At 71.2% G+C, this 13520-nt stretch carries 9 protein-coding genes and 1 pseudogene; 1 reads left to right on the forward strand and 9 read right to left on the reverse strand.

Annotated features, from left to right (window positions below):
- The first annotated feature begins 24 nt into the window (after positions 1–24).
- A complete protein-coding gene (locus ACZ79I_RS08920) occupies positions 25–2307 on the forward strand; it encodes an ABC transporter permease (protein ID WP_471495809.1) in 2283 nt (760 codons plus the stop codon).
- Positions 2308–2406: 99 nt separating this feature from the next.
- Here the strand turns inward: ACZ79I_RS08920 and ACZ79I_RS08925 are convergent, their stop codons facing one another.
- The 9 genes and pseudogenes from ACZ79I_RS08925 to ACZ79I_RS08965 all read right to left on the reverse strand — a co-directional run bounded on the left by ACZ79I_RS08925 (position 2407) and on the right by ACZ79I_RS08965 (position 13446).
- Positions 2407–3408 (reverse strand): hypothetical protein, encoded by a 1002-nt coding sequence (locus ACZ79I_RS08925; protein WP_471495811.1) that lies wholly within the window; start codon positions 3406–3408, stop codon positions 2407–2409.
- 90 nt (positions 3409–3498) lie between these two features.
- The gene (pgi, locus tag ACZ79I_RS08930) at positions 3499–5151 is read right to left on the reverse strand and encodes a glucose-6-phosphate isomerase (protein WP_471495813.1); all 1653 of its coding nucleotides are present in this window, start codon (positions 5149–5151) and stop codon (positions 3499–3501) included.
- 71 nt (positions 5152–5222) lie between these two features.
- Positions 5223–5987 (reverse strand): annotated as a pseudogene (locus tag ACZ79I_RS08935) (MFS transporter).
- 208 nt (positions 5988–6195) lie between these two features.
- Complete coding sequence (locus ACZ79I_RS08940; RefSeq protein ID WP_078066843.1) at positions 6196–6531, reverse strand: RNA polymerase-binding protein RbpA; 336 nt, start codon at positions 6529–6531, stop codon at positions 6196–6198.
- A 212-nt stretch (positions 6532–6743) separates the two neighbouring features.
- On the reverse strand, positions 6744–6974 hold the full coding sequence (gene secG / locus ACZ79I_RS08945; protein WP_189698983.1) for a preprotein translocase subunit SecG: 231 nt from the start codon (positions 6972–6974) through the stop codon (positions 6744–6746).
- Between the two features lie 127 nt (positions 6975–7101).
- Positions 7102–7878: a triose-phosphate isomerase gene (tpiA, locus tag ACZ79I_RS08950; RefSeq protein ID WP_471495814.1), complete on the reverse strand. Its 777-nt coding sequence runs from the start codon at positions 7876–7878 to the stop codon at positions 7102–7104.
- A gap of 6 nt (positions 7879–7884) precedes the next feature.
- On the reverse strand, positions 7885–9096 hold the full coding sequence (locus ACZ79I_RS08955) for a phosphoglycerate kinase (protein ID WP_471495816.1): 1212 nt from the start codon (positions 9094–9096) through the stop codon (positions 7885–7887).
- Between the two features lie 152 nt (positions 9097–9248).
- Positions 9249–10256, reverse strand: a complete 1008-nt coding sequence (gene gap / locus ACZ79I_RS08960; RefSeq protein WP_471495818.1) for a type I glyceraldehyde-3-phosphate dehydrogenase — start codon at positions 10254–10256, stop codon at positions 9249–9251.
- A 226-nt stretch (positions 10257–10482) separates the two neighbouring features.
- A complete protein-coding gene (locus ACZ79I_RS08965) occupies positions 10483–13446 on the reverse strand; it encodes a M14 family metallopeptidase (RefSeq protein ID WP_471495820.1) in 2964 nt (987 codons plus the stop codon).
- Positions 13447–13520 lie beyond the last annotated feature (74 nt).

Raw genomic sequence — 13520 nt, forward strand, 5'->3', positions numbered from 1 at the left:
GCACGGGCCGAGGGGCTGAGGCCGGTGCGAGCCACCCTGCGCTGGGCGCACTCCGATCTGCGGACGCACCGCGGCGAGGCGCTGTTCATCGTGCTCGCCACCGCCGGCGTCGTCGCCTCACTGCTGCTGGCCACAGCCCTGTTCGGCTATGCGACCAACCCTTGGCAGCGGGTCTTCACGCAGGCACACGGCGCCCACGTCTGGATCCACACCGGCCCCTCGGCCGACACCCGCCGGCTCACCGTCCTGGACGGCGTCGAGGCCGTCGCCGGCCCCTATCCCACCGAGTCCACCACGGTCGTCTCACGGGGCACCCGCGCCTCCGTCGAACTGCGCAGCACCCCCCGGCCGCCCTCCGTCGGCCGCCCGCTGCTCACCTCCGGCCGCTGGCTCGACCCCGCCCACCCCAGTGGCGTGGTCCTGGAGAGCCGGCTCGCCCGGGCACTGCTGGCCGAGCCCGGCGACACGCTGACGCTGCCCGGCACGGCCCGGACCCTGACCGTCCTCGGCATCGCCGACAGCGCCGAACCCCGCTACAGCCCCGGGGAACAGCCGGGGCTCGTCTGGGCGCTGCCGTCCGCCGTGCGCAACCCCGGCGGCCAGGTGACCGGGCTGCGTCTGACCGACCCCGGCGACACCGACTATGCAGTCCAGCGGGCCGTGACCGTGCTGGGCGCCGGCGCGGTCGACGAGGTCTCCACCTGGCGGCAGGCCCGGTCCGAGGCACAGGGCGACAACCGGCTGCTGGGCCAGGTGCTGGGCCTGTTCGGCCTGGGCTCACTGATCGCCGCCGCATTCGCGGTGCACGGGGCCATCGGCACCCGTATCCGCGGGCATCTGCGGGACATCTCGGTGCTGAAGGCGATCGGTTTCACTCCCGGCCAGGTCGTGCGGATCTTCCTGCTCCAGCACGTCGCCTACGCGCTGCTGGGCGCGGTGGCCGCCGCTGCCGTCACGCAGGGCCTGGGCCGCCGGATCCCGGGGCGGCTCGGCGACGCGGTCGGAGTGTGGCAGGGGCTGCCGGACCACACGGTGGCGCTGTTCGCGGTGCCGGTGGGAGCCGTGCTGTTCATCGCCGCGACCACGGGGCTCGCGGCCTGGCGGGCGGGGCGAGTGCCTCCGGTGCCGGTGCCGCGGCCCACGGCACCGGCCGGCGGGCGTCTGTCGGGTGTGGCGCGCAGGGCCCTCGGTCTGCGGCTGCCGCCCGCGCTGGTCCTGGGCTGCCACCAGGCGTTCACGCGTCGTCCCCGGTCGCTTGCCACGGTCGCCCGGCTGGCGCTGCCGCTGCTGCTGATCGTGGTGGCGATGAGCGCGTGGACCACCATCGACCGCTTCCACCGCAGTCCCGAGCAGGTCGGTCTGCCGGCCGCCCTCACCGTGCGCCCCGACGGCGGTCTCGGTGACACGGCCGCCCGCTCCCTGCTGGCCGGCAGTCCGCAGGTCGCCGCGGCCTACCCGGGGGTCGAGGTGGCGGCCCTCGTGCCGGGCCAGACGGCCACGATCGCCCTGCGCGGCCTGGGTACCCGCCAGGACCCCTACCCCTACGCCCTGGCCGACGGACGCGCCCCGCTGGGTCCCGACGAGGCGGTGGCCGGCCAGGGGCTGCTCGACCTGCTGCATGTGGGCGTCGGCGACTGGGTGCGCATGACGGTGGGCGACCAGCCGCAGATCCTGCACATCGTGGGCCGCAGCATCGAGCCGGAGAACGCCGGGCGGGTCATCTCCACCTCGCTCGACACCCTCCGCGAGAACGACTCCCGGCTGCGTCCCACCCTCTACCAGCTGCGGCTGCGGCCGGGCGCCGATCCGCACGAGGTCGCCGGCGAGCTGGCCGCGGCCGCCCACGGGCGCCTCGACGTGCATCCCGTGACGAATCCGGCGGACGGACTGTCGCCGCTGCGAGGAGTCGTCGCGGGGCTGATCGCCGTCCTCGCGCTCATCGGGCTGATCGAGCTGCTGACCGCGATCGGCGGCACCGTCCGCGAGGGCGAGCGGGATCTGCTCGCCCTCAAGGCGATCGGTCTGTCCCCGCGGCAGATCACGGCGGTCACCGTCACGGCCACCGCCTGCACCGCGCTGGCCTCGGTCGCCGTCGGTGTGGCGCTCGGGATCCCCCTCGCCCACTGGCTGATCGACGCCCAGGGCCGCTCCAGCGGTATCGGCGCGGGGCTGGCCCAGGGGCCGTCCCCGGTCCTGCTGCTGCTGTTCGGGGCCGCCGCCGTGCTGGGCGCCGCCGCCCTCGCCGCCGTGCCCGCGGCCCGCGCGGCACGGCGCCGGCTCGCGGACACCCTGAGCGCGGTGGCCTGAGCGCGGTGGCCTGAGCACGGTGGCCTGAGCGCGGTGGCCTGAGCACGGCGATCCGGTGGACCCGGGGGATCCGGTGGACCCGGGGCCGGCCGCCGCGGATCAGCCGGCGTGGGGGCCGGGGCCGTACGGGTTCTGGGGCGGGTACGGCGGCCGCGGATCGTACGGGTACGGCGGCGCCGGGGGCTGCGGATAGCCGTAGGGGGCGCCCTGGCCGTGCGGATGGGCCGGACCCGGCGCGTACGGATTGCCGTACGGATTGCCGTACGGATTGCCGTAGGGGCTGCCGTAGGGGTTTCCCTGGGGGCTCCCGGGCGGGGGCGGGTGACCGCTCGGCGAGTACGGCGGCGGAGGAGGAGGCAGCGGTGGCAGGGTCGACGGGTGCGCGCCCAGCCGGATGCCGTACCGCCGGCGCAGGCGGTTCATCTCCAGCAGGGCGATTCCCGTGACCGTCAGCGGTGCGCCCAGGATGAAGACGACACCCATGGTGAGGCTGAGCCCGTGCAGATCACCGGTGGCCAGGTCCGGGATCGCCATCAGCCACGTCGTCACGGTGGCGAGCAGCGGCGGCAGACAGCGGTGCACCGCCGCGGTGCCGAAGAAGTTCCCGGACAACCGCACGGCCCCGGCCCCCACGAAACCGGTGAGCCAGATCGCCGGCAGGCCGAGCAGCAGGAGAAGCGGGCCTGTGCCGTCCACCAGCATCCACACCAGCACCGTCACGACGACCGAACCGACGAAGAGCAGCAGCAGCTTGACCGCGTTCACCAGGGAGGCGCGCAGTTGGCGGACGGTTCCGGTGCGCCGCCAGACGTAGAGCATCACGCCGGTCGTCAGAGGCGTGATCAGCAGCAGGACGAGACACGCCGTCAGCATGTTCTGCAGCATCTCGTCGAAGGCGAAGCCGCCCTGCACGAACGTGTAGACGCCCACGGCCGCGATCGCGCCGGCCACCAGCCGGATGCGCTTGAGCGTCTCCACGGCGGGATCGACCGTCTCCGGGATCCACGCCGGGTGGAAGACGGCCCTCGCCACGTTCTTCGGCCTGATGAACGACCTCGGCGTCAGCCTCTCGCTGAGCCATCGCCCGCGCGAACCGGCCACTTCCGCTCCCCCCGTCAGCCGTCGTGATCGCCGGAGGAGTCTACGGGAGGCGGACGGCCCCGCGCCGTCCGCCTCCCCATGCCGTGACCGCTAACGGCCGCGCAGCGCGCGGTACTTGGCGACGAGGGCCTTGGTGGACCCGTCGAGGTCCGGGATGTCGGCGCCATCGGTCAGCGCGGGCTCGATCCGCTTGGCGAGGACCTTGCCGAGTTCGACGCCCCACTGGTCGAAGGAGTCGATGTGCCAGATCGCGCCCTGGACGAACACCTTGTGCTCGTAGAGGGCGATCAGCTGGCCGAGCACCGACGGGGTGAGTTCCCTGGCGAGGATCGTGGTCGTCGGGTGATTGCCCTCGAACGTCTTGTGCGCCACCAGTTCCTCGGGCACGCCCTCGGCGCGCACCTCGTCCGGGGTCTTGCCGAAGGCCAGCGCCTGGGTCTGGGCGAAGAAGTTGGCCATCAGCAGGTCGTGCTGGGCGACCAGTCCGGGGGCGAGGTCGGCGACGGGTTCGGCGAAGCCGATGAAGTCGGCCGGGATCAGTTTGGTGCCCTGGTGGATGAGCTGGTAGTAGGCGTGCTGCCCGTTGGTGCCCGGGGTGCCCCACACCACCGGGCCCGTCTGCCACTCCACCGGGTGCCCGTCGCGGTCCACCGACTTGCCGTTGGACTCCATGTCCAGCTGCTGGAGATAGGCGGTGAACCTCGACAGGTAGTGCGAGTACGGCAGGACGGCGTGCGACTGGGCGTCGTGGAAGTTGCCGTACCAGATGCCCAGCAGGCCCAGCAGCAGCGGGACGTTGGACTCGGCGGGCGCGGTGCGGAAGTGCTCGTCGACGATGCGGAAGCCGTCGAGCATCTCCCGGAAGCGGTCGGGGCCGATGGCGATCATCAGGGACAGGCCGATCGCCGAGTCGTACGAGTAGCGGCCGCCCACCCAGTCCCAGAACTCGAACATGTTGTCCGGGTCGATTCCGAACCCGGCGACCTTCCCGGCGTTCGTCGACAGGGCGACGAAGTGCCGGGCGACCGCCTCCTGGCCGGCCTTCAGCTGGTCGAGCAGCCAGGCGCGGGCCGAGGTCGCGTTGGTGATCGTCTCGATCGTCGTGAACGTCTTCGAGGCGATGACGAACAGCGTCTCGGCCGCGTCCAGGTCCCGTACGGCCTCGTGCAGGTCGGCGCCGTCCACGTTGGAGACGAAGCGGACCGTCAGGTCGCGGTCGGTGCAGGAGCGCAGTGCCTCGTAGGCCATCGCCGGGCCCAGGTCGGAGCCGCCGATGCCGATGTTGATCACGTTCTTGATGCGCCTGCCGGTGTGCCCGGTCCACTCGCCCGAGCGGATCCGGCCGGCGAAGCCGGCCATCTTGTCGAGCACGGCGTGCACCCGGGGCACGACGTTCTCCCCGTCCACCTCGATCACCGCGTCCCGCGGGGCGCGCAGCGCGGTGTGCAGGACCGCGCGGTTCTCGGTCGTGTTGATCTTGTCGCCGCGCAGCATGGCGTCCCGGAGGCCGACGACGTCCCTCGCGGCCGCCAGCTCGCGCAGCAGCCGCAGCGTCTCGTCGGTGACCAGGTGCTTGGAGTAGTCGACGTGGAGGTCCCCCACCTGCAGGACGTACCCGCTGCCGCGTCCGGGGTCAGCCGCGAACAGGTCGCGCAGGTGCACCTCGCCGAGTTCCTCGCGGTGCTCGGCCAGAGCGGTCCACTCGGGCGTCCGGTCGAGCCTGGTACGGCTGTCTGCGTTCATCTCGGACTTCAGCCTTCTTCCTCGCCTGTACTGCTGCGTACCTCGCCCCGCTGCCGACCCAACCTAGTTGATCAGGACGTGGGGCGACCCGTCGTCGCGCCGGCCCGCGGCGCACCCACAGGTACGTCCGGCTCGCGCGCGGTTATCAACGAGGTGACGGCGAGCGCGAAGAGGACGGCCGTCAGCAGCGCGGGTCCGTGGAGCCCGTACATCCGCGCCACGGCCCCGCCGAGGAGGGCGCCGAGCGGGGCTCCGGACGTCGAGGCGGTGCGGAACGCGGAGGCGATGCGGCCCACCATGGGGGCGGGGCTGCGGCGCTGCATCAGTGCGACCTGGTTGACGTTCCACACCATGCCCATGGCGCCCAGCGGCAGCATGCCCGCCAGCAGCGCGCCCGGGTGCCGCACGGTCCCCATCAGCAGCAGGGACGACGTCTGGACGCTCCCGGCCACGAGCAGCGCGGGCCCGTCCGGTACGGCGTGCGATCCGCTGGGCCAGGAAGCCGCCGGCGAGGCCGCCCGCCGCGTACGCCGTCATCGCGGCCGCGTATCCCGCGCTGCCCGCGTGCAGCCGGCCCGTCACCCGCAGCACCAGCGTCCCGATCAGGGCACCCATCCCGAACAGGCCACGACCAGGCCGCGCACGGTGTCCACGGCCCACATCGCCCGCCGCTGGTCGACCCGGTCCGCCACGGCCCCGCCGAGCAGTCCGAAGAGCAGCCAGGGGGCATAGCCGCAGGCGGTGACGGAGGCGACGGCGAGCGGGTCGTCCGTGAGGCGTACGGCGAGCAGGGGCAGCGCGGCCGTCCGTAAGGCGTCCCCGAACCGGGAGACCACGGCGGCGGTCCACAGCCGCCCGAATCCCCCGCGCCACCCGGGGCGCACGGACGCCCAGAATCTCTGTCGTCGCCACGGCTCCCCCTCACGATGCGTCGATGCGCACACCGTAGGGGGCGGCACTGACAATCGGCGCGAAGGCGGCCGCCACCGGGCCCGTAAAGCCGCTGCGGCCAGCCACCTTCGGTGTCCGGCCGGATCGCAACGTCTAGATTTCGCCCCGCAGTTTGGCGAGCGCCTCCGCGAGGATCGCCTCGCCGTCCGCGTCGCTGCGCCGCTCCCGCACATAGGCGAGGTGCGTCTTGTACGGCTCGGTGCGCGGAGGGTCCGGCGGGTTGTCCCGGTCCTGTCCGGCGGGAAAGCCGCAGCGCGGGCAGTCCCAGGTGTCGGGAACCTGCGCGTCGCTGGCGAAGCTCGGCTGCGTCTCGTGCCCGTTGGAGCACCAGAAGGAGACGCGCAGACGCGGCGCGGACTCGCCGCGCTCGGCCTCGCCCATCGGCCCCGCCCCGACCCGGCTTCCTCGGATCGCGTTGCCACTTGCCACGGTCGTAACTCCCTGCGTGATGGTGCCGCGAAGCGAGTCGGCGTTTCGCTTCGCTGCGAGCGCCTCAGTCTACGTAAGGCCCAACGCGCGTCCAGTGATGGGAGTTACCCCCGCCCCTAGACGCACGCCCCATGATAGGCCGCGTCCGAAGACCCGTACCGAACATGGGGCGTCACGTACTCAATGTGAGGTTTGCCGTTATACGGCAGACCCTAGTTGTTGATCTTCATCAGAATGCCGAGCACCACGATGCACGCAAACCAGAGCAGACCGACCACGACGGTGATCCGGTCGAGGTTGCGCTCGGCGACCGAGGAGCCGCCGACGGAGGACTGCATGCCGCCACCGAACATGTCGGAGAGGCCGCCGCCCTTCCCCTTGTGCATCAGCACCAGCAGCATCAGCAGCAGGCTGAAGACGATCAGGGCGATCGAGAACCCCAAAACCACGGCTGGACCAACTTCCTCGGAGTCGGATGGACGACGGGGCCGGATCTCTTGTTGAAACTTCACGTTCCACGGGCTGAGTACCGGCCCCGCAAGAGTACGACGGATCGCGCCTACGTCACACTCACTGATCGCGGAAGCGGACGATCCTGACGAACTCGTCGGCATCCAGTGAGGCGCCGCCGACCAGGGCACCGTCGATGTCCGGCTTGGCCATGATCTCGGCGACGTTCCCGGCCTTCACCGAGCCGCCGTACTGGATCCGCACCTTGTCGGCCACGTCCTGTGCGTACAGCTCGGCGATCTTGCCGCGGATGGCCGCGCAGACCTCCTGGGCGTCGTCGGCGCCGCAGACCTTGCCGGTGCCGATGGCCCAGACGGGCTCGTACGCGATCACGATCGACTCGACCTGCTCGGCCGGCAGGTCCTTCAGACCGCCCTCGACCTGGGCGAGCGTGTGCGTGACGTGGTTGCCCGCGTCGCGGACCTCCAGTTCCTCGCCCACGCACATGATCGGGGTCAGACCGTGCTTGAAGGCGGCCTTGACCTTGGCGTTCACGAGCTCGTCGGTCTCCCGGTGGTACTGCCGCCGCTCGGAGTGCCCGATCACCACATACGTGCACTTCAGCTTGGCCAGCAGCGGGCCGGAGATCTCACCGGTGTAGGCGCCGGAGTCGTGCGCCGAGAGGTCCTGGGCGCCGTACTTGATCCTGAGCTTGTCGCCGTCGACCAGGGTCTGCACGGAGCGCAGGTCGGTGAAGGGCGGCAGGACGGCGACCTCGACGGCCTCGTAGTCCTTGTCCGCCAGGGCGAAGGCGAGCTTCTGGACGTGGGCGATGGCCTCCAGGTGGTTGAGGTTCATCTTCCAGTTGCCCGCCATCAGCGGCATGCGGGTGCTCATCGAGGTTCAGTCCTCCAGTGCGGCGAGGCCGGGGAGCGTCTTGCCCTCGAGGTATTCGAGGGAGGCGCCGCCGCCGGTCGAGATGTGGCCGAATGCCGACTCGTCGAAGCCCAGTGTGCGGACGGCCGCGGCGGAGTCGCCGCCGCCGACCACGGTGTAGCCCGGGGAGTCGACGAGCGCCTGGGCGACGGCCCTGGTGCCCTCGGCGTAGTCGGGGTGCTCGAAGACGCCCATGGGACCGTTCCAGAAGACGGTGGCCGCGTCGGCGAGCTTCGAGGCGTACAGCTTGCGGGTCTCCGGACCGATGTCCAGGCCCTCCTGGTCGGCCGGAATGGAGTCGGCGGCAACCACCGTCGGGTGCGCCGGGGCCTTGGTCCTCAGGTCCGGGAAGTCGGGCGAGACCAGCGCGTCCACGGGCAGCACCAGCTCGACGCCGGTCTTCTCGGCCCGCGCGATGTACTCGGTGACGGCCGGGATCTGGTCCTCCTGGAGGAGGGACCTGCCGACCTCGTAGCCCTTGGCCTTGAGGAAGGTGTAGGCCATGCCGCCGCCGATGAGCAGCCGGTCCGCCTTGCCGAGCAGCTCGTCGATGACGGCCAGCTTGTCGGAGACCTTGGCGCCGCCCAGCGCGACGACGTACGGCCGCCGGACGTCCTCGGTGAGCTTCTTCAGTACGCCGACCTCGGTGGCGATGAGGTAGCCGGCGTAGTGCGGCAGCCGGGCCGGCAGGTCGTACACGGAGGCGTGCTTGCGGTGCACGGCGCCGAAGCCGTCGCCCACGTACACGTCGGCGAGGGCGGCGAGCCGGCTGGCGAACTCGGCGCGCTCGGCGTCGTCCTTGGAGGTCTCGCCGGGGTTGAAGCGCAGGTTCTCGATGACCGCGACCTGGCCGGGCCGCAGGCCGTCCACGACGTCGTGGGCGGCGGGGCCGACGGTGTCCTGGGCGAACGCCACGGGCGTGCCCAGCAGTTCGCCGAGGCGTTCGGCGGCCGGCCGCAGCGAGAAGTCCGGGTCCGGGGCGCCCTTGGGGCGGCCCAGGTGCGAGGCCACGACCACCCTGGCGCCCGCGTCGGCGAGGGCCTTCACGGTGGGCAGGACGGCGCGGATGCGGCCGTCGTCGGTGATGGCTCCGTCCGCCAGCGGGACGTTCAGGTCGGCGCGGACGAAGACCCGCTTGGTGTCCACTCCTTCGGAGAGGAGTTCGTCGATCGTCTTCATAAGGGTTGCTCCAGGGGAAGGGCTCTTGATCGTACGAGGGCCGATCGACCGGCCCGCGAGCCGGGGGCCCGCTGTACGCGAGTCAGGGCCCGGGCGGCGCGACGGTGCGCTGCCCGAGCCCTGTTCTCACATCGACGTGCCTGTTTCGGTGATCAGAGCTGGTTGCCGACGAAGACCGTCAGGTCGACGAGGCGGTTGGAGTAGCCCCACTCGTTGTCGTACCAGCCGATGATCTTCACGTTCTTGCCCTCCTGGACCATGGTCAGGGAGGAGTCGAAGGTGCAGGACACCGGGGCACTGACGATGTCGGAGGACACGATCGGGTCCTCGGTGTAGTCGAGGAGGCCCTTGAGCTCGCCCTCGGCGGCCTTCTGGAAGGCGGCGTTGACCTCTTCCTTGGTGACCTCACGGCTGAGCTCGACGACCAGGTCGGTGACGGAGCCGGTCGGGACCGGGACGCGCATGGCGATGCCGTCCAGCTTGCCCTTGAGCTGCGGCAGGACCAGGGCGGTGGCCTTCGCGGCACCGGTGGTGGTCGGAATGATGTTCTCGGCCGCGGCACGCGCCCGGCGCAGGTCGCTGTGCGGGAAGTCCAGGATGCGCTGGTCGTTCGTGTACGCGTGCACCGTGGTCATCAGGCCCTTGACGATGCCGAAGTTCTCGTCGAGCACCTTCGCCATCGGCGCCACGCAGTTGGTGGTGCAGGACGCGTTGGAGATGACGTGGTGGTTCGCCGGGTCGTACTGGTCCTGGTTGACGCCCATGACGATGGTGACGTCCTCATCCTTGGCCGGAGCCGAGATGATGACCTTCTTCGCACCACCGGCGAGGTGCTTGGCGGCGTCGTCCTTCTTCGTGAAGATGCCCGTCGACTCGATGACGATGTCGACGCCCAGTTCACCCCACGGGATGTCGGCGGGGTTGCGCTCGGAGAGGACCTTGATGGTCTTGCCGTCGACGGTGATCGTGTCGGCGGTGTGGGAGACCTCCTGCTTGAGGCGGCCAAGAATCGTGTCGTACTTCAGCAGATGAGCGGTGGTCGCGGTGTCACCGAGGTCGTTGACAGCCACGATCTCGATGTCTGCACCCTGTTCCAGCAGCGCGCGGAAGTAGTTACGCCCGATGCGGCCGAAGCCGTTGATGCCTACGCGGATCGTCACGAACCGATCTCCTCGTTGGTACGCCGGCTGTCGACGCCGGCGAGCTGGATGTGATGTCCCCGACCGCCTACGACCCTACCCCGCTGAGGCCCCCGAAGTGACATCCGTATGGCCCGTACCCGGCAGTGCGGCCCGTACCCGCCGGTAGGGGTACGGACCACCCGGGCCCAACAGCCCCATCACTCCTTCCGGCGACAGGGAACCATCCGCCGTTGACCGCCCGCGGTCAGCCGCCGAGCGCGGCGAGCGCCTTCCGGACCAGTGCCGACCGGTCGGCCGCCGAGGCGACCTGCTCCAGGCCGAAACCCAGCAGCACGGTGCGGTCCGTGGTGACCGCTCCGTAGGTCGTGAACAACTCCCTTGTGCGTGAGAAGTCCTTGAGGACGGCCGGGCTCCCCGCGGGCGGCCCGGCCACGCTCCACGCGCCCAGGGATGCCTCGAAGCCCTCGGTCTCCGTGGCCGTGCCGCCGGCGACGAGGGAGGCGTCGTCGACGAGGAGGCCGTGGCCGCCGGTGCTCGGGTCGGTGATGTAGCTCAGCGAGATCTCGGCCTTCTTCCCCGCGTACGCGCTCAGGTCGAAGTTCACCTGCTGCCAGCCGTCCGAGGCACCGGTGAGGCTGTGCCAGGCGCCGGTGGTGCCGGTCGCGGCGCAGCCGCTCGCCGCCACGGTCAGGTAGTGCTTGAGCCAGGGGTGCTCGCCGACGAGGAATCCGGCCTCGCAGTCCGTCGGCACGGCCTCCCGGGTGGCGCCGCCGGCCTCCGGCAGCGTGGTCCAGTCGTCGGCCCCGGCCGTGTGGGCCTCCACCACGGCGTGGTCGTATCCCGGCTCGGTGTCCCACAGCAGTTGGGCGCGCAGCGTGGGCTTGTCGGCCGCGCTCACCCGGGTGAGGTCGATCGTGCGGGTGAGCCGCTTGTAAGCGTTGTCGGTGTGCGCGGCCGCGGCCATGTACGAGCCCGCGTAGGGCTCGTACGGGTCGGCCGTCCCGGTGAACCGGCCCGCCCCCGCGCTCGCGAACTGGGGGTACGTGCCGACGGCCAGCTCATCCGAGGTCACGCCGTAGGAGCCCGCCTTGTCCAGCGGGTTGCCGGGCGCGCCGGCCAGCACCGCGGTGAGGCCGTCGAGCCCGCCGGACCCGGTGAAGCCGGTGGCCCCCGGGGTCGACGTGCGCGAGTAGGCGCCCAGGTAGTACTGGCTGAAGTCGTCCGAGGGGGTGCCGTCGCCGAGGTCGACACTGCCGCCGGCCTGCTCCCCCGCCTCGATCAGCCTGCCGCCCTCGTTGAGGAAGGCGCGCAGCCGGAGCTGGGTGGCCTCGCCGGGACCGTTCACGCCCGAGTAGTGGACCACGGTCCTGAAGTGGTCGAGCACGCCGAGCGCGTCGGGCGCGCCCCGGGTGGCGACGTCCCAGACGGCGGCTCTGCGGCCGGCCGCCCTCAGGGCGTCGACGTAGGTCTGCGCCCGCGCGGCCTCGGCGCCCTCCTCGGCGACCACCAGGGTGTCGGCCGCCGGCCGCTCGGCGACGGTGTAGGTGAAGTGAGCGCTGGAGGTCGCCCCGCCGCTCCGGGCGCGGCCCGTGAACCAGACCTCCACCCTGTCGCCCGGGTCGGCCCCCTTGACCGCGGCGCGGTACTCGTCGAAGTAGAGGTTGTCGCCGCCCCCGTACGTCGTGCCGCCCTTCCAGGGCCTGAGCGTCCGCTCCCGGACGCGTCCGCCGTTGATCCGGTACCGGAGCCTCTTGTGGCGTACCGACTTGCGCGCGACGACCGAGACCTCCTGGTCCGCGCCGCGCGCGTACGACGCCGGGAACGCGGCCGGGGTGAAGTCCGGCGCGTCGATGCCGACCGGGGAGGACGGCCGGTCGGGGTGGGACGCCGTCTCGGCGACGGAGAGGGCGAACGGGATGTTCTTCTCAAACTCCCGCTCGATCAGCTTCTCGTCGTCGGGGAAGTTGAAGACCGACCGGCAGTCGGCCGCGTTCCAGGCGTCGTTCGGGTCGCTGTCCGAGGCGGTCTCGCAGGTCGACATCTCGGGCGTGAACATCGCCATGCCGTTGACGTTCGACGCGTGGCCGTCGGCCTCACCGTTGGTGGTGTACAGCTCCGAGGAGACCTGGGAGCGGTAGCCGGGAACGGCCGGGTTGTCGGGGGTACCGGCGAGAGCCTTGTAGAGCACGTCGTCCGGGGTCGGCGTGGCGACCTGCCAGCCGACGCCGTAGAGGAGGAGTTCGGCGGCGGAGTGGTAGTTGATGCCGTACGTGAACCCGATGCGCTTCTCCAGGTCGTCGAGCGCCCGGGTCTCCGGCTCCGACTGCGGGCCGGGCCCTCGATAGGTCTCGCTGGTGGGGAGGGGAGAGGAGCCCTCGTCGTCGTAGCCCCACTTGTAGGCGAAGTTGCGGTTGAGGTCGACGCCGTCGGCGACGGTGATGGCGCCGTCGCCGTCGACGTCGCGCAGGTTCTTGCGCCACAGACGGGTGCCGGCGTCCTTGAAGGTGTGGTCGTAGCCGTCCGGGTTGGCCGAGAGGACGAACCACAGCTCGGTCGAGTCGACGATCTTCTTGATGCGCCGGTCGGTGGCGTAGTGGTCCAGGTAGTAGTGCATCAGCCGGCGGGTCATCTCCGGCGTGATCCACTCACGGGCGTGCTGGTTGGACACGTACAGCACGGAGGGCTTGGAACCGTCCCTCGAGGTCCGCGCGTTCCTGGTCAGTTTGAGTGCGAGGATGTTCTGGCCGTCGACGGTCCTGCCGATGGAGACGACCTTGGTGAGGCCGGGGTGGGCCCTGCCGGTCCGGACGATCTCCTCCTTCAGGCCGCCCTTTCCGCCGTACGGACGGAACACTCCCTGGGCCGCGTTCGTGACCCGTGTCTCGGCCCGGGCCGAGAGGGTGCGCTCGGTGAGGGCGACACCCTGCTTCCGGAGCTTCTCGGCCTGCGGGCCGGTCAGATAGACCTCGACGGCGGTCCTGCCGCTGCCGGTCACCTGCGCGCCGAGTTCACTGGCGTCCTGTCCGGCCTCGAACAGCAGGGGTAACTGCTTGCGGGTGACCTCCGCGCGGAAGACCTTGACCTCCGTGTCCCTGTCCGCGGCGGGCCGGGCGGAACCGCCCGTCTGCGCCTGGGCGACGGGCAGCGAACCCGCCCCGCCGAGCAGGAGTGCGCCGACAGCAAGGATCGATCTCGCTCTGTGTCTCATGCCCCCCCTAGCGGTGATTCGCCACGGCGGCGAACAAATGCCAGGTTCATGACGATTCATGATCGAGTCAAGGT

The sequence above is a fragment of the Streptomyces sp. PSU-S4-23 genome (assembly GCF_055632315.1).